Below are 21,310 nucleotides of genomic sequence, written 5' to 3' on the forward strand. Positions count from 1 at the left end.
TCTGATCATCCGCAGGTTTGCGCCCCCGTTTGGTCTCGAACAGCGTGCCGGCGTGCTCCAAGATCTCCTTCTTCCATTGCCCAACTTGAACCGGGTGCACACCGTGCTCCTGGCCAATCTCGTTGACGGTTTTCACCCCACGGATGGCCTCCAAGGCCACTTTGGCTTTGAACGCGGCGGCGTAGGTTTTGCGCTTTGCTTCACCCATTGTGATCAACCCTTTCGTGCCGGCCTGACAACTTAAATGACTGTCCGATTTTTAGGGTCCACTTTACGCTTCCAACACATCAAGCACCCGCTCATTCGCATCATAGGCCTTGTCCGCGAGCAGTGCTTCGACCTCCAGATCGACCAGCAAGTGATCGGCACCGACCAAATCCGAGGCCTGTCCTCCCGTTAGATAAAAACCCGTCGGATTACCTAAGGCATCGGTTCGAGCATGAATCTTCGTGCTCAATCCGCCTTTGCTGCGCCCGATGGCTTGCTCTCCTTTTTTTGGGAGCTCCTGCACTGTGTTGATGAGCGCGCACGATGGTGCTGTCGAGCATGGCGTATTCGTTGTCTGCATCTGCGCCCAGAATCTCGAACACGTGCTGCCAGACACCACGCCGTGCCCAGCGCGAGAAACGGGTGTGCACGACGCGAAAATCACCAAACCGTGCCGGCAGATCGCGCCACGGAATGCCCGTGCGATAGCGGTAAATAACCGCCTCGACAAACAAGCGATTATCGCGGGCGGTGACACCAACGTGGCCAGGGCGCCCTGGCAACAGGTCTTTGATGCGCTCCCATTGGTCATCGCGCAGGGCATGGCGGCGTTGTGCGATCTCGGCTCTCCTCAATGTTTCGATCATGATGGACGAGAATCATGGCACGATCGAGGAATTGATGACACGCCCTAGATCTATCCCAAGCCAATTCCGATGCGACACTCACCAATGCTCGAGGCGACGAATCTCGGCTCGGGATCGGCGCAGATGATGGGCAGGGAGCACGCGAGCCGCAACAGCAAGACGACCGCGGCAGCATCCGTCGTGCGGTCGGCGAGATCCCCAATCTTGGCGCGGCTCAGCATGAGCAGTGTGGCATCGCGCGTGACGACGGCATCGGCCGAGCGCGGCCCCGGATCGACGAAGGCCGTCTCACCGAAATAGCCGCCAGGGCCGATGCTGCTCAACCGCTTGTAATGGTAGACACCACTCGGCAGACGCAAGTCCACAACACCGCGAATGACGAAATAGATGGCATCGCCGGAATCTCCCACCCGAAACGGCCTGGCCTTGCGCGGCAGTTGCAATTCTTGCATCAAGGGTCGCAGCGTCTCCAGCACAGTGGCATCGATCCCGCAAAAGAGCGCGTTGTCTTCGATCGCGACGCACGCATCGATCGGCGCTGGCGGCCTGCCCAGCTCGGTCAAGAGCATATCCTCCGCGGCTTCCAACGCCTTGTCCGTGCTCTTGAAGCTGGTCTTGATCTCGGCCTGGACGTAGCCAGGAGCGAAGGAGCGCAGGAGCTTGTCCATCTTGCGTGCATGCGCCGCGCCACGGTGAATGTTCGCGAATAACATGTACCCGCCGTAACTGCGCAGGCGTAGCTTCATCTGGCGAAAAAGATCAAGCGCTGTCAGGTCGATGGATTGCACGCGGCGCATATTGACGACGATCCAGACGGGGCGCTCCAGCAGCGTGGCAAGCTCGGTGAAGAGACGATCGACCGTGCCGAAGAACAAGTGCCCGCGCAGCTCGATGTAGACGATACGATCGCCGTGCTCGTCGAGCAGTGCGAGGTCCTCCTCGCTGCGCAAGCCCATCGAGCGCACCGCGCGCCCTGTGCTGCGGCTGTGGATGGTTTGGGCACGAATCTGATCGCGAAGAAAGAGCAGCACCGCCCCAAGCGCACCGGCGCCGACACCGATGATCAAGTCGAAGGACAGCGTGCAAGCGATGACCAGGAGCGCCAAGATGCCGTCGATGCGGGTGCGGGAGCGCCGCAGCCACAGCAGCACCCGCCACTCCAGAGCGCGGGCCGAGGAAGGAAAATCGCTGACGTATCGGCTCAAAACGCGTCCGATTTAAGCTCCCGCCGTCGCCAAAACGGACCGATCTGCGTCGACACCTTTAGGTCTTGGCCGGGGATGAGGGTAGCCGCCTCACTACGGCGGTCGGGGACAGCGATGCCGATGTGTCGCTGCGGGGATTTCGGCTCACCAAACCTTGCCCCCTACCGAGGAACCACTTGACCCTGTAGTCGACTACAGGGTCTAGACTTTTCGCGACACACTCATGGCCCTCCGCGCCGAGCCAGCGCAATCACGAGGTATCGACGATGCATCCACTGACCATCGGCAAGCTCGCCAAGCAGGCCGACCTGAGCGTGGAGACGCTGCGCTACTACGAGCGGCTTGGACTCATCGCGCCGCAACAGCGCAGCGAGGCCGGCTATCGGCTCTATGAACCGGGCATCGTGCGGCGGCTGCGCTTCATCCGCCGCGCCCAGGCGCTCGGCTTCTCGCTCGGCGAGATCGCGGAGCTGTTGGCGCTCAGCGGCGACCCGGCCGCGAGCGCCGGCGAGGTCAAGGCGCTGACGCAGGCCAAGATCGCAGATATCGAGCAGCGCATCCGCGACCTCGAACGCATGCGCGAGGCCCTGGCCGGGCTCGCCGAGCACTGCCCCGGCCACCGTGCGACGACGGTTGACTGCCCGATTCTCGGCGCCCTGAACGGAGAGGATCAATGACCACCAATACGGCCCCGCCGGCCGCAGCCGGCACCGAGACCTCCAAACAGGCCCAGCTGAAGCCGCTCGAACTCAGCGTCCAGGGCATGACCTGCGCGTCCTGCTCGTCGCGCGTCGAACGCGTCCTGGGGAAGCTGCCCGGGGTCTCCGAGGCGAGCGTCAATCTGGCGACCGAGCGGGCGAGTCTGCGCTTCGATCCGGCCGCGCTCCAGCCCGAAACCATCGTCCAGACCATCACCGAGGCCGGCTATACGCCGGTCATCGAGGAACACGAGATCGGCGTCGGCGGCATGACCTGCGCGGCATGCTCCGCGCGGGTCGAGCGCGCCTTGGGGAAACTGCCGGGCGTCGTGCAAGCCAGCGTCAATCTCGCGACCGAGCGCGCCACGGTGCGCTATCTGCGGGAAATGCTGAGCCCGGCCGGGATCGCGCAGACGATCGCCGAGGCCGGTTACGAGCCCCGTCCGCTGAACGATGAAGGCGTTGGCGCGGAGGCCGAGGACGCCCATCAGGACCAGCGCCGCGCGATGCGCCGCGACCTCTGGCTGGCCGTCGCTCTGACCCTGCCGGTCCTGGTGCTCTCGATGGGTGCGGACATGATCCCGGGCCTCGCCCAACGACTGGGCGCGATCGCTCCGATGACGGTCTGGAATGGGGTGCAGGCGCTACTCACCACGGCCGTGCTGCTCGGCCCCGGCCGCCGTTTCTTCCGCCCCGGTCTGATCGCCTTCCGGCACCTGTCGCCGGACATGAACAGCCTGGTGATGACCGGCACCAGCGCCGCCTGGGCCTACAGCCTCGCCGTGGTGCTCGCGCCGTCCCTCTTCCCGCCCGAGGCGCGCAATGTCTATTTCGACTCGGCGGCCGTCATCATCACGGTCATCCTCTTCGGCAAGTACCTCGAGGAACTGGCGAAGGGCCGCACCTCGAGCGCGATCAAGAAGCTCATCGGGCTGCAGGCCAAGACCGCGCGCGTGCTGCGCGACGGCACCGAGGTCGAGGTGCCGGTCGCGCAAGTACATGCCGGCGAGCTCTTGGTCGTGCGGCCCGGCGAGCGCATCCCGGTCGACGGCGAGGTCCGCGAGGGCAGCAGCCACGTCGACGAATCCATGCTGACCGGCGAGCCGCTGCCGGTGGCCAAGCACGCCGGTGACAGGGTCGTCGGCGCGACCATCAACCAGCACGGGGCGCTGCGGATCACGGCAACCCAGGTCGGCCGCGACACCGTGCTGGCCCAGATCGTCCGTCTGGTCGAGCGCGCCCAGGGGTCCAAGCTGCCGATCCAGGGGCTGGCGGACCGCGTGGTGCGCGTCTTCACGCCGCTGGTCCTGCTGACCGCGACCATCACCTTCCTCGTCTGGCTGACCCTCGGCCCGCCGCCGGCGATCACGCTGGCACTGGTCAGCGCCGTCTCCGTCCTCGTGGTCGCCTGCCCCTGCGCCATGGGACTCGCCACACCGGCCGCCATTATGGTCGGCTCCGGACGCGCCGCCGAGCTGGGCGTGCTCTACCGCAAGGGCGAAGCCCTGGAGACGCTCTCCCATGTGGATACGGTCGTCTTCGACAAGACCGGCACCCTGACCGAGGGCCGCCCGCGCCTGACCGACCTCGAGGCCGTCGACGGCGATACCGCCTCCGCCCTGGCGCTCGCCGCCGCGCTGGAGACGCACAGCGAGCATCCGCTCGGTGCCGCCATCGTCGCGGCCGCGAAGGAGCAGGGACTCGAGCTGGCGGACGTCGAGGACTTCCAGGCCCTGCCCGGCTACGGGGTGCAGGGCCGCGTGAATGGCCGGAGCGTTCAACTCGGCGCCGAGCGTCTGCTGCGGCGCGAGCAGATCCCCACCGAGGCGCTGGAGCGACAGGCCGAGCGTCTGGCCGCCGCCGGGCGCACCCCGATCTATCTCGCCGTCGACGGCGAGGCACGGGCGCTGCTCGCGGTTGCGGATCCGCTGAAAGCCCAGGCGCCCGCGCTGATCCAGGCATTGCGCAAGCGCGGTCTGCGGGTGGCGATGATCACCGGCGACGCGCAGCGCACGGCCGAGGCGATCGCGCGCCAGGCGGGCATCGAGGAGATCAAGGCCCAGGTGCTGCCGGACGGCAAGGCGGCGGCCGTGCAGGAACTGCAGCGCGCCGGACGGCGCGTAGCCTTCGTCGGCGACGGCATCAACGATGCGCCCGCGCTCGCCCAGGCCGAGGTCGGCATCGCCGTCGGCAGCGGCACCGACATCGCCATCGAGGCGGCGGACGTCACCCTGACCCGCAACGACCTCGGCGGCGTGGTCACCGCGCTCGACGTGGCGCGCCGCACGCTGCGCACCATTCGCGGCAACCTCTTCTGGGCCTTCTTCTACAACATCCTGCTCATCCCGCTCGCCGCCGGCGTCTTCTACCCGGCGCTCGGGCTGCACCTCCACCCCATGATCGCCGGGGTGGCGATGGGGTTCTCCAGCCTCTTCGTCGTCTCCAACAGCTTGCGGCTGCGTCGGTTGAGGCCGGTCGCGCTGGCGGAGCGGGCCGAGTCGGGGCCAGACGAGACGCTCGCAGACCCGATGATCCCGTCCGCCTCCTGACCGGCGGTGCCGTCAAAAATCTGATATTCCACACGAACCATAGAGAGACATGCCATGAAAACGACGATCCAAGTCACAGGAATGAGCTGCATGCACTGCGTCGGCGCCGTGACCAAGGCGCTGCAGCAGGTGCCCGGCGTGGACCAGGCCGAGGTCAGCCTCGAGGACAAGCAGGCCATCGTCACCGGCAGAGCCGATCCCGAGGCGCTGATCGCCGCCATCAAGGAGGAAGGCTTTGCAGCGGAAGTGATCTAACGCGCGTACACAGGTCGCATCAAGCTCCATACGTCTCGAAGAAGAAATAGCCGGTGATCGCTACGCTCGCCACGAGGACGAAGGTCCTCACCTGTGCCTGCGGGAGTTTGCGCGATAGATGGGCTGCGGCGTAGCCACCCGCGAGCGTGCCGAGCAAAACAAGGACCCCTTCCCGCCACGCGATCGCGCCTTCCCAGACGAAGAGCGCGATGGCGATGATTGAGACGGCGGATGAGGCCAAGAGTTTGAGGCCGTTCATGGTGTTGATGTTGGTGTGTCCGGCCAGGACAAGGTAGCTGAGGATAATGATGCCCAGGCCAGCGTTGAAGAATCCGCCGTAGATGCAGACCGCGAGCAGCATGAACTGCTGAAGGATACGGCCAAGGCTTGAGGCATGGCGGTGACGAGCGGCGACCGCCTTGAAGACGCCGTTGAGCCTGCCGCCGAAGGCGAACAGTAAGGTCGCGATGAGCATGAGCCAGGGGATCGCCTCGCGGAAGCGTGCTTCCGGCGTCTGCATCAGTAGCCAGGCGCCGAGGATTCCTCCGGCGAGGCTCATGACCAACAGCCCCGCGAGGGCCGCCTTTTCCGCTCGGAGATCCTCGCGGAAGGCGAGCGTACCGCTCAGGTAGCCGGCACAGGATGCAAAGGTATTGGTGGCATTGGCGCTGATGGGCGGTACGCCGGCCCAGAGGAGCGCGGGAAAGGTGATGAAGCTGCCTCCTCCCGCGATCGAGTTGAGGACACCACCGAGGAAGCCGGCGCCGAGTAGGAAAAAGACATCGAAAGACATGGAGCTCCGTAGTGCCACGCGATCAGGCCGTGCGCAGATTGACGCCGGTCCCGGGGTGGAAGAGATGCAGGCCGGATAGATCGACACCCAACCCCAGGGTTTGGCCTGTCTGAATCGGGTCGTTCGGATCCAGGCGCACGATCAGCCGTGAGGCACCCGCCGAGACGTTCAGCCCGACAGTGACGAGGGCTGGTGGAGACTCGATCCGAACCCTTCCCAGGTCCAGGAGTACGGAGAGTCCCTGCATCTCGGCGATCTGACTCACGCGCGACTCGGTCTCCTCGGCCGGCACCTTCGCCAGCTTGAGCGAAAAGGCGATATTCTCACGCACGCTCATGTGCGGGTAGATGGCATAGCTCTGGAAGACCATCGCCATGCCGCGGTCCCTGGGATCCACGCCGCGCATGAACCGACCGTCGACCCGCAGATCGCCACCACTCATCCCCTCCAGACCCACGATCATCTTGAGCAGGGTCGACTTGCCGCACCCCGAAACCCAACCAGGACGAAGAGCTCGCCGTCGCGAACGGTGACGGTCGCGTCCCGCACGGCGGTGATGCCGTCGGCAGACCGCCAGTCACGGCGAATGCCTCCGGGTCATTGAACGAACACAAAAAGACCACAATAAACCACATCGCCAATCCATGAACCGAGCGAGAGGAACTCGCCGGACGATCCGATTCGTGGCAACTCGAGCATCGTAGCGCCAGGTAAAAACACTCCCATTCAACGGCCTAGAAAAAAAGATCCGTTTTTTCTCCCCATAACGGATTCACGAACAGATCCGACAGGCGACTGGAGACATTGGGTTCCGCGCGTATCTTCCGGCCCGATGCATTCAACAAAACGCATACGCCGCGCTGATTTCGACCACGAAGTAGACCCAGGAATTCGAGATGTCCATGTTCAATCATCTGAGCCTGAAGGCCACGCTGATCACCATCCTTTCGATCGCCTTCGTTTCGCTGATGGCGCTCTCGGGAACCCTGATCACTCAAGATTTCGATCGCTATGCAAAGGCCGAAATCAATGAGCGACTCGTCGATTACGCCTATGGGATCGATGACATCGCGCATCATCTCGCGGTCGAGCGGGGTCTCTCGGCAGGCTACATCGGGTCGGGATCCACGACACTGCACCAACGGATCCTCGCACAGAGAAAGAAGGCGAATGCGGCCATCGATCGTATCCGCGCTCTGGTCGACGCTCGCGGACTGCCCTACCCGGATCTGGCCAAGGGGGTGGACCAGCTCCTCGCTCTGGTCAAGAAACAGGAAATCATTCGCACCCAGGTCGATGCACGCAATGGCACAGGTGCCTTCCAATATTATTCCGACGTCAACGCCCATGCCGCCGATCTCTTCGTGCGCTTCATTGTCAACGTCGACAACCCGCTGGCGCGTCGACAGCTGCTGATGTCGCTGCACCTTTCCGAGGTCAAGGAGAAGCTGGGGCAGATCCGCGGCAAGGTGAACGGAATCCTGGCGGCTCAGGAGATCGACCCGGCCGCCAAGCAGGCGTTACGGATCTATGTCTCCGACCTGCACCGCGCCGAGAGCCTGTTCGGAACGGTGGCGACGCCCGAATTCGCTGAGCCCTTCGCCACCATCCTGGAATCGGATACGGGGACCAGGATGAAGCAGGTGCTGAAACGTCTGCTCGATGATAACGGCCACCTGAATCCCTCCGACTACCCGGCCCCGGCCGATTGGTTCAAGACCGCAACCGGCCAGATCGGAAAGGTCAAATCGGTCATGGACGAGGTCAAGACGATCATCGTCGCCGAGATGGAACAGCACCGCTCCGGGGCGAAGCTGGCGGTGATCACGACCGGCCTGGTCGCCGTGATCCTGCTGGCCCTTATCGTCGGGATCTCAGTGGCCGTCACGCTCAAGCTCACGCGCAAGATCGAGCGCATCAGATCCACCCTGGACCGCATCACCGAAACCCGCGATTTCACGGTCAGTATCGACGACACCTCGAGAGACGAGCTGGGCTCCATCTCGCGCGCGATCGACCGCATGGCCTCGAATCTCGCATCCGTCGTCGAGCATCTGGTTCAGGGCGTCCAGTTCATGAGCGGCGGTATCCTTCGGCTCGAAAAGGTCTCCAATCAAGTCGATGAGGTGGTCAAGCAGTCGGACAGCGCACTGCAGGAGATCGCCGAGGCGACTCAAGACCTGACCGACAAGGCGCAGCAGATCCGCCAGGCCGCGAACGAATCCCTTGAAAGCGCACAGGAATTCAGCGAGCTTTCGGGGCAGGCGCGCGCGATGAACCAGGGCGCCCAGCAATCGATCGAGGATCTGGTGAAGATCAACGACCGCGCCTTCGCCGCGACCGAAAGCCTCAACGTCAAGACACAGTCCATCGTTCAGATCCTGGACAGCGTCAACGCCATCTCGGAGCAAACGAACCTGCTCGCGCTCAATGCCGCGATCGAGGCCGCGCGCGCCGGGGAGAGTGGACGCGGATTCGCGGTCGTGGCCGACGAGGTCAGACAGCTGGCGATCCGCAGCAAGGAGGCGACAGGTGAGATCGGACAGGTCCTCGCCGGCATCAAGAGCGAGGCGGAGCAGCTACAAGGGGTCATGGAAAGCATCCGGGAGACGGGCCAGCAAACCTCGTCGAACAGCGAGCGATCGCTACGCAATATCGAGAGCCTCCACGAGCAGATCCAGGCGATCCGCGGACAGATGGCGCTGATATCGAGCTCGGCGGAACAACAGAATGCAACCTCCATGACGATCTCCGAGGACGTCCAGGAGGTAAAGAAGGAATCGACCGAGATCGCCGGCGCCATGGTCGATCTAGGTTCGCTGATCCGCGAACTCGAATCCTCCCACGCGTCCATGTCTGGCGTGGTGAGCCGGTTCGCCCACTGATCGGACGACTCGGGGAAGGCGCTCACGAGGAGTCTATCCGGGTATCGAGCGCGATCGATCAGACCGTCGCGCGTACCTGGTCACCTGTCTCGGGGTGGAAGAGATGCAGGCTGGCTAGAGAAACGCCTAGCCCGAGCGTCTGACCTCTCTCGAACGAGGCATCCGGATCCAGGCGCGCGATCAATCGTTGCACACCCGCCGAGGAAGTCACGCCCGCAGCAGCCAGGGCTGCTGGCGACTCGAGCCCAGCCGTTCCCAGATCCAGGTGGACAAAGAGCTCCGAGCCCAGCCACTCCACCAGATCGACCGTGCCGCGCAACGAGGACGTCGCTTCCGCGTCATCTACCGGCACCAGGGACTCGGGACGGATCCCCACGATCAGGGGGCCATTCGGCAGATCGATCGCAGCCCGCTCATCGAGCGTCAGCGATATTTCGGCCGTGGCAAAAGACAATCGATCGTCCCCGATCCTCGCCGGCAGCAGATTCATGGGCGGCGTGCCGATGAAGCCGGCGACGAAGAGGTTGGCCGGAGCCGAATAGAGCTCGCGTGGCGTCGCCACCTGCTGGACCTCCCCGGCGCGCAGGATGGCCACGCGGTCGCCGAGGGTCATGGCCTCGGTCTGATCGTGCGTCACGTAGACCGTGGTCACGCCGAGCCGGCGCTGAAGACGTGCCAGCTCGGCGCGCATCTGGCCTCGGAACTGGGCGTCCAGGTTGGACAGTGGCTCATCGAGCAGGAAGACCTTGGGGCGCCGCACCATGGCCCGCCCCATGGCGACGCGCTGACGCTGTCCGCCGGAGAGCGTCTCCGGCTTGCGGTCCAGGAGCAGGGAGAGTCCCAGCATCTCGGCAACCTGGCTCACCCGCAACGCGGTCTCCTCCGCCGACACCTTCGCCAGCTTGAGCGGAAAGGCGATGTTCTCGCGCACGCTCATGTGCGGATAGATGGCATAGCTCTGGAAGACCATCGCCATGTCGCGGTCCTTGGGATCCACGCCGCGCATGGAGCGACCGTCGACGCGCAGATCGCCGCCGCTCATCTCCTCCAGGCCCACGATCATGTTGAGCAGGGTCGACTTGCCGCACCCCGAGGGGCCGACCAGGATGAAGAGTTCGCCATCGCGAACGGTGAAGGTCGCGTCACGCACGGCGACGGTGCCGTCGGCGAACCGCTTGGTGACGCCCTCAAGGATGATCTCAGCCATGATGTCTCCGTTTCGGACAGGTGTCTGTGCCCCGCACGCAACTACCCCTTCACCGCCCCAGCCGTCAGTCCAGCGACGATGCGGCGCTGGAACACCAGGACGAGCGCCACCACCGGAAGGGTCACCAGCACCGAGGCGGCGGCGATGGAGCCGGTCGGTTGATCGAAGCGCGAGCTGCCGGTGAAGAAGGCGATGGCGACGGGAACGGTACGCGAATCGGTGGTCGAGGTCAGGGCCGCGGCGAAGAGGAAGTCGTTCCAGGCGAAGATGAAGACCAGGATGGCGGAGGCGAAGACGCCGGGCGCGACCAGGGGCAGGATGACGAGCCGGAAGGCCTGCATCCGGGTCGCGCCGTCGACGCGGGCGGCCTGCTCCAGCTCCCAGGGGATCTCGCGAAAGAAGGCGGCGATGGTCCAGATGGCGAGCGGCAGGGTCAGGCTGATATAGGGCAGGATAAGACCAAGCCAGGTATCGAACAGGCCGAGCAGCCGCCAGAGGTCGAACAGCGGGCCGATGACGGCGATGGGCGGGAACATGGCGACCGCCAACGCACCGATCAGCACCGCCCGGCGTCCGGGAAAACGCAGCCGGACGATGGCATAGGCCGCCAGGGTGGCGAGCGCGACCGAAATCCCGGTGGCGATGAGCCCGATCCCCAGCGAGTTGCCCAGTGCCGCCGGAAACTGGGGATCGGTCAGGACGGCGGCATAGTGCTCCAGGCTGATCGTGCGCGGAAAGAAGCGCCGGTCGGTCAGGTCGCCGGCCGGCTTGAGCGAGAGCGATGTCAGCCAGGCGACCGGCAGCAGGGCATAGAGGACGAGCACCAGCACGGTGAAGCGCCAGAAGAGACGCTCGGACAGCGAGCCCTGGGTCTCGACTGACTTCCCGCTCATCGCCTCTCCCCTGCCCGTCCCAGCACGTCGGAGCCGAACAGACGCACATAGAAGAGCGCGATCAGGAGTGTGCCGATGAAGATGAGCACCGAAACCGCCGAGCCCAGCCCCAGGTTGAGCCGTGCGATCAGCGCCTGATAGGCCAGGATGGAAACCGACTCGGTATCCTGGGCGCCGCGCGTCTGAACGTAGATGGTGTCGAAAATGCGAAAGGCGTCCAGGGTGCGGAACAGCAGCGCGACCAGGATGGCCGGTTTCATCAGCGGCAAGGTGATGTAGCGGAGCCGCTGCCAGGCCGTCGCCCCGTCGACCCGGGCGGCGCGGATGAGATCCGGCGGCACCAGGGTCAGCCCGGCCAGGAGCAGCAGGGCGACGAAGGGGGTCGTCTTCCAGATCTCGGTGGCGATGATGACGAAGAAGGCCGACCAGCGCTCGGAGAGCCAGGCCTGGTCGATCCCCAGCAGGGCATTGACGAACCCGGTGGTGGGATCGAAGGCGAAGCGCCAGCCCAGTGCCGCCACGACCGTGATGATGGCATAGGGCACCAGGGAGGCGGTCCGCACCGCGATGCGTCCGACCAGTGCCCGATGCATCACCAGGGCCAGGGCGAACCCGAGCAGCAGCTCGACGGCGACCGAGCCGGCCGTGACCAAGAGGGTATTGAAGACCGAGCGCCACCAGACCTCCGAGGTCAGGACGCTCGCATAGTTGGCCAGCCCGACGAAGGACTGGCGGTCCGGAAAGCGCAGATCGTAGCGATGCAGCGACAGCCAGACCGCATAGCCGATGGGATAGGCCGTCACCAGCAGCATCGCCAGCACCGCCGGCGCGCACAGCAGCCAGCCGAGCCGGCGTTCGTCCAGGCCGAATCGGCTCACAGCAGACCCTCCGAATTCAGCGCGCGCCGCACCGCCTGGCGCAGCCGCTCGACGTCGCGCTCGGGATCGATCTCGCTCAAGGGATGCAGGGTGCGGGAGATGGCGATGGAGATGTCGCTGTAGAGCGGGGTGCGCGGCCGCTGGACCGCGTCCGCCAGGGTCGCGCGCAGCACCTCGGCGAAGGGAAAGACGTCCCGAACCTCGGGGTCGTCATAGAGCTTGGACAGGGTCGGCGGCAGACCGCCCAGCCGGGCGGCCAGGCGCTGGTTCTGCTCCGAGGCCAGACACTCGGCGGCCTCGAAGGCCAGGTCCGGATGCCGGCCGTGGGCCCCAACGCCGAGGTTGATTCCACCGACGCTCACCCGGCTCGCACGACTCGGATCCACGGCGGGCCAGCGCGCCCAGCCCATGTGCTCGGCGACCTCGGGCGCATTGGCCCGAGCGCTCGGCCAGACATAGGTGTAGTTGAACATGAAGGCCGAGTCACCACTCTCGAAGGCCAGACGGCACTGGTCCTCGCGACGGCTGGCCAGAGACGGATCCGAGGCGGGCGATCGTGCCAGACGCCGCATCACCTCCAGCGCCCGGCGTGTCGGCCCCGTCTCCAGCGAGACCCGGCGGCCGCTCTCGTCCAGCACGGAGCCGCCGGCCGAGACGAGCAGCGAGACGAAGAAGACGGTCAGCCCCTCGTAGCGCTCGCCCTGGGCCTGGATCAGACCGCCCGGGCCGATCGACTCGGCCGCGTCGATCATGGCGTCCCAGGTCGGCGGCGCCTCGGACACCCGGTCGGTGCGGTACCAGAGCAGCTGGGTATTGGTGGTAAATGGGGCGGCCCAGAGACGGCCTTGGTAGGAACCACTGGCGAGCGGACCGGCGATGCACCCCGCTCGCACCCGGTTCGCCCGGTCATCGGGCCATGGCAGGATCCAGCCCGCCTCGGCGAATTCGGCGGTCCAGATGACGTCCATGCCGATGAGGTCGATGTCCCGGTCGCCCGCCGCAAGACGCCGCACCAGCAGCTCGCGCTGCAGATCGGCGTCCGTGGGCAGGTATTCCAGTTTCAGGCGGTAGCGTCCACCGGACGCCTTCGAGCAACGCCCGGCCGCCTGCTCGAAGGCGCCGGACTGCTCCTTGAAGACGTACCAGCGCAAGGTGGTGGTTGCATCCTCATCGGACCCACGCTCGCAGCCCGTCAGAGAAAGAAACGGTAAGATGACGGCGAGAAGGATGCGAAACCGCCCGACATCCCGACTCATGAGCGATGATGAAGACCTGCTCAAACGCGCCCCACCATGTCCAGACATCGCTTCTGCGCCAAGGGTCTTGAGTCAATCAGACGAATCAGTCAACAAGAGCGGCCAACCGCGAGGGAATCTCGGCGATGGCCGCCTCGCGCGTATCGGCCTCCGAAGTCACGCCGAGAAGGATGTCGCGACCGGCCTGACGCAGGGACTCCCGATCGGCGGCGCTGAGCTCGGCGTACAGGATCCCATGGTCCGCCTGATATTGGGCGAAGGCCAGCGCGACCCGAATGCGGTTACCGAAACGCAGCATATCCAACTGTGCCTCGGGACTGGTGTTGGCCCAACCTCCATTGATCAAAGCGATGATCATCTGGTTGCGCGCCATACGCCCCTGACCGAGCTCATCAAGCCAATAGGCTAGACCTTCGGAGTCGACCTCGCGACCGAAAAGGTTGCGATAGAGCGCCTCGATCAAAGCCTCGTCACCGGCTTCCGCAGGATATTGCGCTTGAACCAGCGGCTGATCGAAAAAGCTCTGTGCAACCGTTTCGGGGGTCCACTTCGGCAGGGTCTCGATGTTGTCGACCCAGTATTGCAGACCCTGGTGATCGGGCGCATAACCGAGCGTGGCCACGTAGATCTCGGCCACCCTCCAGTCGGTCGAATCGCGATCGGTCGTCGTATCGCCGCTCACCACAAGGGTCTCGACGGGGCTCCATTCGCCTGGATAGTCCCCGAAGAGCAGCGGACGTACCTGGACGAGCAGTGATCCGGCTTTCGCGGGGACGAACGTGAAACTGGAGTCCGTATCGGTCGACTGGGGATCGCCAGCCGAAAGCGCATCCACCTCGACCAGCTCGATATCGTCGATGAACCAGCCGGCATTCGCATGCGTCTGGAAATAGTAGATACCGCCAAGATAACGGTAGTCGAAACGCAAACGGATCGCGCGACCCGCATAATCGTCCAGCGAAACGGTCGTTTGAGCAAAACCTCCCGCCTGAGCGCTGTCATTGCCGGGCAACTCCCACAGTGGGCTCCACGACAGACCATCATCTTCCGAGACCTCCAGGGTGGCGACCTGGTTCTCCGTGGCCCAGCCGAGCCAGCTCGAAAACACCAGCTGCGCTCCGGGCCTGGGCACAAAGGTCGGGGCGAATGTCAGAACCGCATCGCCAGGCGGTCGCGGATGAGCAAAATGAAAGGACGCTGCACCGCTCGCCGCACGCTCCTGAGTGACGACCGCATAGCCCGAGGAGTCGTCAGCCTCCAGGTCGCCGAGGCCCGACTCGGCGTCGTGGTAGGCCCTGTAGAGGCTCGCGCCTGCCAGACGCCACTGATAACCGGTCGCGCCAGCGACGCTGCTAAAGTCGAACTCCGCCGCAGAACCCAGCTGCAGATTGCTCGGCCCCGTGATCGTTTGTGGCCGATAATCCGCCCCCTTCACGTCAGGGTCGAAAACCGTCACTTCATAGACGAAATCGCGACTCGCCCCGTCGACGATCACGTCGCTGACCGTCACCTGATACTGCTCGTCGGCATCAGGGCGACTCCAGGTTTCGCCATCCTGATAAGGTTCGGGCATCCAGACCAGGGTATTTTCCCCGTAACCCTCGAAATAGGGCTCGACCTGAACCGCGACCGGCACCCCTTCATGCGTCATGGTCACGCTCGCCGAGGAGAAGTCGGCATCGTCATAAGACAGCGACCATCGTGGAAACAGAGTCTGATAGGGGACGTATCCAGGTGGCGGCCAGGCGATCAAACCATCTCGAACTGGTGGTCGCGCATCCCAGGCATGCTCGTCGAAGACCCAAAGCGCATTGGCCGCCCACTGACCGTCCGCGCCCGGCACGCTGCCTGCGCCCATGCGCTGAGTCTGGGGATAGAGGATCCAGCGACGATGCCCCACACGAGCGTTCGAGGCGCCAGTGTCTCGGAACTGACTGAAGACCGCATCGGGCCCCGCATTTCCGAGCGAGAGATTCGAATTCCCAGCCGCCTCGGCACCGTCAGGGCTATAGCATGACCATGAACCGGGCGGATCGTGGCTCAGCTGTTCATTGGACGACATCATCAGCGCCGCTTGCTGGGCCTTAACGCTGAAGGCCGCGTCGAGGGCGATATCCGCTGGCACGCCGGCCATTGCCCGAAACCAATTCACGCGTCGGATGGTTGCCTGCTGATAGGCATCGGAGACACTTCCTGGGATGCAGTTCGCGAGGTCGCCATTCCAATCGGCCGCAACCGTCTCGGATGCCGCGAACACCGTCCGATAGAAGAGACGTGCGGTCTCCCGGTCTGCTGGATCTATTTCAAAGGCGCCGGTCGCCGCTGCATACGCCGAAACCTCGGCACCAAGCCAGGCGGCCGGCGGCGAGACAGGAAGCCGGGGAGCGGCCGCAGCGAAGGAGAGATTCAAGAGACTGCAGAGTCCGACCGCGAGACACGACCGACATCCGGACGTCCAGTTCAACATGGCTGCCTCAGCTCCACTGTGATTGGCGAGATGCAAACGATCGCGGCCTTGCGCCCTCGAAACGATCGAGAAGCAGGACCGATATCCGAAAGATGTGTACTTTGACAACCTCAGTCAATGCGCACCGCGTCCGGAGAGACTTAACACACCCCATAGAGCCTTACCCGCGACGCAAGGATAGACCCAGTCGGCGACCATGCCCTTCAGGGCGATACCGACGAGAGACCGGGCATCACGCACCGACGCAGGAAATCGGCCAAATCACCAAACTCCGGATAACGCCCGGCCACCTCAATGACATAACCGAGCGTGCGCGGCACGTCCGCGAGATAATGCGGCTTGCCGTCGCGATGATTCAGACGGGCGAAGATGCCGCAGGCCTTGAGGTGACGCTGCATGCCCATGAGGTCGAACCAGCGCAGAAAACGCTCGGCCGGGACCGGTTCGAGGATCTCCGACCGGATCGCCAGATCCAGATAGCCCAGCGCCCAGTCGCGCACCCGCTCCTCCGGCCAGGCGATGTAGCAGTCACGCAGGAGCGAGGCCAGATCGTAGGTCAGAGGTCCCAGCACCGCATCCTGGAAGTCAAGCACGCCGGGGTTGGCCGTCTCGGTCAGCATCAGGTTGCGCGAGTGGAAATCGCGATGGACGCAGACCCGGGGCTGATCCAGGGCGCTGTCGATCAGACTGGCGTGAGCGCGATCGAACATGGTCTGCTCGCCAGCGTCGAGTACGATGCCCAGATGACGGCCGAGCAGCCATTCGCCAAAGAGATCCATCTCACGCTGGAAAAAGGGTGCGTCGTAGACTGGCAGCCCCTCGACGGGCGCGCGGGCCTGGATGGTGGCCAGGGTACTCAGGGCATCAGCGTAGAGCCGGCCGGCGGTGTCGTCATCCAGCTCGCCCAGATAGACGCGGTTTCCCAGATCGGACAGGAGCAGGAATCCCTGCTCACGGTTCTCGGCATGGATCTCGGGCGTGTTGACGCCGATCTGGCGGAAGCGACGCGACAGATCCGCGAAACGCCCGCAGTCCTCGTGGGCCGGCGGGGCGTCCATGGCGATCAGGGTCGTCCCCTCCCGGGCGAGCCGCCAGTAGCGCCGGAAGCTGGCATCGGACGAGGCTGGGGTCAGCTCGAATGAATCGGTGGCCAGCACGTCGGCCAGCCATTGCTGCAACATCTGATAGCGTTCGGACACAAAGACACCCGCACAGCCCAAGCCCTATCGGGATTCGGGCAAACTCGATGGTGGATTAGGATTCAAGGATCGGAGCGGCCGGGGCGCGAGGCCACACATCTTTGCGATTGCCGCTCCGGCCGGGATATGACATGGTTACAGGTTCAACCCAACCCGTCCACTCACTCAGCGACGAGTCCGCCAGACGCATGCCGACCACGGCCGACCTCAAACGTAGCGCCTGCCTCGGCGCCCTGTTTCAGATCATCCTCTTCGCCCCTCCGGTCTGGCCGGACAATCTCACTGCCCCCGCCGGTCGAGAGGATTGTCCGCATCTGGAGAACGGCCAGACGACCGACTGCTCGGCCGGTCCCTCGACCGCGAAGCCGGATGAACCATCGCCGACGCCCGACTTGAACGCGGAGCCGCAACCGGACGTACAGGATCCAGCGGCCCAACAGCGCCGCAACGAGATCTTCGCGCCGACCCAACTCGACGCGACACGTCCGACATTGCCGCCGCTACGCACGGACAAACCCACGCACATCCCAACGGGCCTAGACGGACTTCCACCGCAGAGGCGCGCAGCGGATGCCGACCAGGCCCTACCTCCGAGGAAGCAGCAAACGCCTGCGTCCAAATCCAGCTCGGCGACCCAATCCATGGGGTTCGACGACCAGCAGGCGGAGAAGCGTTTGCACGATGGGTTGAGCTGGGAGTTCTGCGGCCCCCGTCCAGGCATGACGCGCCTGGGTCCTCTGGCACCAAGCAACGACCCGATTCCGATCGATATCACGGCCGATCGCGTCGATTACGATCAGGATAAGGACCTGATCCATCTTGAGGGCGGCATCGAGTACCAGCAGGGCGATCGGCGTCTGGAGGCCGACCGATCCAACTACGATCACCGCACCGGCGAGGTCGACGCCTCCGGGCACGTCTTTCTCGATTATCCAGGTGTCCGTCTCACCGGAGATAGCACCCGATACAATCTCGAAACCAAGAAGGGAACCATCGAGAACACCCACTACCGCATGTCGGGCAACGCCAATCTACGCGGGCGTGCGGATCAGGCCTGGATGCTGTCGGATCAGGTCACGCGCTATCACAACATCCTCTACACGACCTGCCCTCCAGGCCAATCGGATTGGTCGCTGCTGGCCAGCGATCTGGAACTCGATCAGGCCCAGGGCATGGGCACGGCCCGACACGCGCGCATCCGCATCGCCAACATCCCGGTGCTCTATACGCCTTACCTCCGGTTTCCGATCGACAGCCGCCGCCGCAGCGGCCTGCTCATACCGACCATCGGGTCGTCGGAGGAGACAGGAACCGATCTCAGCATTCCCTATTACTGGAATATCGCCCCCAATCTGGACGCAACCATCACCCCGCGATTCATGAGCCTGCGCGGACTCATGCTCGGCGCACAGGTCCGCCATCTTGCCAGCTTCCAGGAGTTGGAGGTCGACGGTGAAGTGCTTCCCCGGGACGATAAGATGCCGGACGAGGGCTCGCGCGGTGCGCTGCGCGTCACCCAACAGGGTCGCTTCGGTGGACGCTGGTCGACGAGCATCGACTACGCCTCCGTCTCGGATGACGCCTACATGGAGGACTTCGGCAATCGACTCGACGTCACCAGTATCAGAAACCTCACCCAGCGCGCCGATCTACACTATGCCGGCAACGGTTGGAGCCTACTCACCCGTATCCAGGATTTCCAAACGGTCGACTCCAGCATCGCCCCAGCGGACCGTCCTTATAGCCAGCTGCCGCATATCGAGTTCAAGGTCGCGCCCGAGAGCTGGCATGGATTGGAATACGGACTCGACACCCAGTACGACTATTTCGAACATAGCGCGGCGGTTCACGGCAGCCGTCTGGTCGCCACCCCCTCGCTGCGCCTGCCCATCCGACGCGGATTCGGTTATCTCATTCCACGTGCCCGGGTTTTCTACAAGCGCTACGACCTGGTCGAGCAGGATGCCGGGCTGCCGCAACGACCGAGCGACCTGATCCCGAGTCTGGACCTGGATGGAAAGCTCGTCTTCGAGCGCGAAACGGACTGGTTCGGTCATAGCGCCATGCAAACGCTCGAACCCCGTCTCTACTATGTTCTGACCCCCTATGAAGACCAATCCGATCTGCCGCTCTTCGATACCACGGCACTGGATTTCAGCTTCGCAAGCCTTTTCCGTTCCAATCGCTTCACCGGTTACGACCGCATCGGCGACGAGAACCGCCTCACGGTCGGCCTGACCTCCCGTACCATCGCCAACACATCGGGTCAGGAACTGCTCCGCGCCAGCCTCGGACAGATCTATTACTTCGATAAACGCAAGGTGCAACTCACCAGCAACGAGGCCGAAAATGACGTCTCCTCCTCGGTCGCCGGAGAGTTCTCAGCCCACCTTCACAAGGACTGGTCCGCTTTGGCCAGCCTGCAATGGAATCCGAACCAGACGGAACAACCCTGGGAAAAGCAGGTCTTCCAAATCCGTTACGCCCCGGACGATGCGCGTCTGCTGAATCTGGCCTATCGCTACAATCAGGGCGATAACGAAACCGAGGAATACGAGGACGCCGACCTGTCCTTCCAGATGCCACTCGGATCCAAGGTCAGGGTCGTGGGTCGCTGGCTCTATTCGATGCGGAACGACGAAACCGTCGAGGCATTCGCGGGCATCGAATTCGGCCGCTGCTGCTGGCGTCTGCGCATCCTGGGGCAACACCTGAAACGCAGTGCCGACAGCAGCGGAAGCACGAGCGTCATGCTACAACTGGAGCTTGCCGGACTGGGGTCCTTCGGCAATCAGATCGACAAGCTCCTGGAACGAGGAATCTATGGTTATCACAGCGACTAACCGCCGTCTCTCGCGGTACGCGCGTCTCGCCTGCAGCGTCGGCGCCCTACTCTTGCTCTCGCTCTTGGGGACGCTCAGCACCCAGGCGGCGACGGAAGAGCTGGACGCCATCGTTGCCGTCGTCAACAACGACGTCGTTGTCAGCAGCGAACTCGATAAAGAGATCCAGCTGGTCATCCCCCAGATGAAACAACGTGGAACGCCCCTGCCGCCCGAACCCCAGTTGCGCAAACAGGTGCTCGACCGCCTCATCCTCAAGCATCTGCAGCAACAACGGGCCAAAGAGCTGGGCATCAAGGTTAGCGATGCCATGGTGAACGAGGCGCTGAACAACATCGCCAACCGCAACGGCCTCACCCTGCCCGAACTCCAGGCCACGCTGGAAGCGGGCGGTATCGATTTCGACGACTTCAGCAAGGACACGCGATCCCAGATCCTCACCAGCCGCCTCCAAAGCCAAGAGGTCGTCAAAAAGATCCAGGTCACCGATCAGGAGATCGACCGCTTTCTCGCCAAGGAATCGAGCCGGCTGGTGGAACGCGAGCAGGTGCGATTGCAGCACATCCTGATCGCGCTGCCCGACAATCCCACACCGCAGCAGGTCAAGGCTGCCGAAACCAAGGCCAAGCGACTGGTGACCAAACTGCGTGGAGGCGCCGACTTCGCCACCCTCGCGGCACGCGACTCGGACGGTCGCAACGCGCTTGAGGGCGGCGACCTCGGCTGGTTCGAGATGGGTGCAGTGCCGAGCCTGGTGTCCGACCTCGCCTATTCGCTGGCCAAGGACGAGATCAGCGATCCGCTGCGCAGCCCGAGCGGTTTCCACATCATCAAGCTGACCGACATCAAGGCCGCCGCGCCCAAGAGCGTCACTCAGACCAAGGCCCGCCACATTCTGATCCGCACCAACGAGATCGTCTCGGACGCAGACGCCAAGCGCCGACTGTCGCAACTGCGCACCCGCATCCAAGGCGGGGACGACTTCGGCATGCTGGCACGCGCCCATTCGGACGACACCGGCTCCGCACTCAAGGGCGGAGAGCTCGGCTGGGTCAACCCAGGCGATACCGTCCCCGAGTTCGAGGAGACCATGCAAGGACTGGGAGTCAACGAGATCAGCCAACCCTTCAAGAGTCCATTCGGCTGGCACATCCTTCAGGTCGAGGAACGACGCAGCCAGGACACCAGCGGCGACATCATGCGCATCAAGGCACGCGAGGCATTGCAACGCCGCAAGGCCGAAGAGGCCACGGAGGAATGGCTGAGACAGCTGCGCGACGAAGCCTACGTCGAAATCCGACTCGACGACAATTCCTGACCGAGCAAGC

General features: G+C 64.1%; 16 protein-coding genes and 1 pseudogene. 6 read left to right on the forward strand and 11 right to left on the reverse strand.

Annotated features, from left to right (window positions below):
- The 3 genes and pseudogenes from THIDRDRAFT_RS05230 to THIDRDRAFT_RS05245 all read right to left on the reverse strand — a co-directional run.
- Nucleotides 1-208 (reverse strand): IS3 family transposase (locus THIDRDRAFT_RS05230; protein WP_007039763.1); only part of this gene is annotated, 208 nt, incomplete at its 3' end.
- 69 nt (nucleotides 209-277) lie between these two features.
- Nucleotides 278-854: pseudogene (locus THIDRDRAFT_RS24410) on the reverse strand (IS5 family transposase); the annotation flags it as partial.
- A gap of 50 nt (nucleotides 855-904) precedes the next feature.
- The gene (locus THIDRDRAFT_RS05245; RefSeq protein WP_139058642.1) at nucleotides 905-2,059 is read right to left on the reverse strand and encodes a cyclic nucleotide-binding domain-containing protein; all 1,155 of its coding nucleotides are present in this window, start codon (nucleotides 2,057-2,059) and stop codon (nucleotides 905-907) included.
- 266 nt (nucleotides 2,060-2,325) lie between these two features.
- Between THIDRDRAFT_RS05245 and THIDRDRAFT_RS05250 the strand changes: the two genes are divergently transcribed.
- The 3 genes from THIDRDRAFT_RS05250 to THIDRDRAFT_RS05260 are packed head-to-tail and all read left to right on the forward strand — an operon-like array spanning nucleotide 2,326 to nucleotide 5,561.
- Nucleotides 2,326-2,736, forward strand: a complete 411-nt coding sequence (locus tag THIDRDRAFT_RS05250) for a heavy metal-responsive transcriptional regulator (protein ID WP_007039766.1) — start codon at nucleotides 2,326-2,328, stop codon at nucleotides 2,734-2,736.
- Nucleotides 2,733-5,306 (forward strand): heavy metal translocating P-type ATPase, encoded by a 2,574-nt coding sequence (locus tag THIDRDRAFT_RS05255; protein ID WP_007039767.1) that lies wholly within the window; start codon nucleotides 2,733-2,735, stop codon nucleotides 5,304-5,306. The genes THIDRDRAFT_RS05250 and THIDRDRAFT_RS05255 overlap by 4 nt, the downstream gene beginning before the upstream one ends.
- 54 nt (nucleotides 5,307-5,360) lie before the next feature.
- The gene (locus THIDRDRAFT_RS05260; protein WP_040843985.1) at nucleotides 5,361-5,561 is read left to right on the forward strand and encodes a CopZ family metallochaperone; all 201 of its coding nucleotides are present in this window, start codon (nucleotides 5,361-5,363) and stop codon (nucleotides 5,559-5,561) included.
- Nucleotides 5,562-5,580: 19 nt separating this feature from the next.
- On the opposite strand, the gene THIDRDRAFT_RS05265 is transcribed toward THIDRDRAFT_RS05260, so the two are convergent.
- Nucleotides 5,581-6,354 carry a sulfite exporter TauE/SafE family protein gene (locus THIDRDRAFT_RS05265; RefSeq protein WP_007039769.1) on the reverse strand — a complete coding sequence of 258 codons (774 nt, stop codon included), beginning with the start codon at nucleotides 6,352-6,354 and terminating at the stop codon, nucleotides 5,581-5,583.
- A 22-nt stretch (nucleotides 6,355-6,376) separates the two neighbouring features.
- Nucleotides 6,377-6,817: an ATP-binding cassette domain-containing protein gene (locus THIDRDRAFT_RS23585; protein WP_007039770.1), complete on the reverse strand. Its 441-nt coding sequence runs from the start codon at nucleotides 6,815-6,817 to the stop codon at nucleotides 6,377-6,379.
- 439 nt (nucleotides 6,818-7,256) lie between these two features.
- On the opposite strand from THIDRDRAFT_RS23585, the gene THIDRDRAFT_RS05275 reads away from it, so the two are divergent.
- The gene (locus THIDRDRAFT_RS05275) at nucleotides 7,257-9,239 is read left to right on the forward strand and encodes a methyl-accepting chemotaxis protein (protein ID WP_139058643.1); all 1,983 of its coding nucleotides are present in this window, start codon (nucleotides 7,257-7,259) and stop codon (nucleotides 9,237-9,239) included.
- A 58-nt stretch (nucleotides 9,240-9,297) separates the two neighbouring features.
- Here THIDRDRAFT_RS05275 and THIDRDRAFT_RS05280 read toward each other — a convergent pair whose 3' ends face one another.
- The 6 genes from THIDRDRAFT_RS05280 to THIDRDRAFT_RS05305 form a co-directional block, all read right to left on the reverse strand.
- Nucleotides 9,298-10,446, reverse strand: a complete 1,149-nt coding sequence (locus THIDRDRAFT_RS05280) for an ABC transporter ATP-binding protein (protein WP_007039772.1) — start codon at nucleotides 10,444-10,446, stop codon at nucleotides 9,298-9,300.
- Between the two features lie 41 nt (nucleotides 10,447-10,487).
- The gene (locus THIDRDRAFT_RS05285) at nucleotides 10,488-11,339 is read right to left on the reverse strand and encodes a carbohydrate ABC transporter permease (protein WP_007039773.1); all 852 of its coding nucleotides are present in this window, start codon (nucleotides 11,337-11,339) and stop codon (nucleotides 10,488-10,490) included.
- Nucleotides 11,336-12,217: a carbohydrate ABC transporter permease gene (locus THIDRDRAFT_RS05290; RefSeq protein WP_007039774.1), complete on the reverse strand. Its 882-nt coding sequence runs from the start codon at nucleotides 12,215-12,217 to the stop codon at nucleotides 11,336-11,338. The genes THIDRDRAFT_RS05285 and THIDRDRAFT_RS05290 overlap by 4 nt, the downstream gene beginning before the upstream one ends.
- Nucleotides 12,214-13,473, reverse strand: a complete 1,260-nt coding sequence (locus THIDRDRAFT_RS05295) for an ABC transporter substrate-binding protein (protein WP_007039775.1) — start codon at nucleotides 13,471-13,473, stop codon at nucleotides 12,214-12,216. Before THIDRDRAFT_RS05295 ends, THIDRDRAFT_RS05290 begins: the two co-directional genes overlap by 4 nt.
- 85 nt (nucleotides 13,474-13,558) lie before the next feature.
- Nucleotides 13,559-15,940, reverse strand: a complete 2,382-nt coding sequence (locus tag THIDRDRAFT_RS23590; protein WP_007039776.1) for a DUF4214 domain-containing protein — start codon at nucleotides 15,938-15,940, stop codon at nucleotides 13,559-13,561.
- Between the two features lie 203 nt (nucleotides 15,941-16,143).
- Nucleotides 16,144-17,121 (reverse strand): aminoglycoside phosphotransferase family protein, encoded by a 978-nt coding sequence (locus THIDRDRAFT_RS05305; protein ID WP_007039777.1) that lies wholly within the window; start codon nucleotides 17,119-17,121, stop codon nucleotides 16,144-16,146.
- 206 nt (nucleotides 17,122-17,327) lie between these two features.
- Here THIDRDRAFT_RS05305 and THIDRDRAFT_RS05310 point away from each other — a divergent pair, with 206 nt between their 5' ends.
- The gene (locus THIDRDRAFT_RS05310; RefSeq protein WP_040843987.1) at nucleotides 17,328-19,982 is read left to right on the forward strand and encodes an LPS-assembly protein LptD; all 2,655 of its coding nucleotides are present in this window, start codon (nucleotides 17,328-17,330) and stop codon (nucleotides 19,980-19,982) included.
- A complete protein-coding gene (locus tag THIDRDRAFT_RS05315; protein WP_007039779.1) occupies nucleotides 19,963-21,300 on the forward strand; it encodes a peptidylprolyl isomerase in 1,338 nt (445 codons plus the stop codon). The genes THIDRDRAFT_RS05310 and THIDRDRAFT_RS05315 overlap by 20 nt, the downstream gene beginning before the upstream one ends.
- Nucleotides 21,301-21,310 lie beyond the last annotated feature (10 nt).

This window comes from Thiorhodococcus drewsii AZ1, from assembly GCF_000224065.1.
In the GTDB taxonomy this organism is placed as follows: domain Bacteria; phylum Pseudomonadota; class Gammaproteobacteria; order Chromatiales; family Chromatiaceae; genus Imhoffiella; species Imhoffiella drewsii.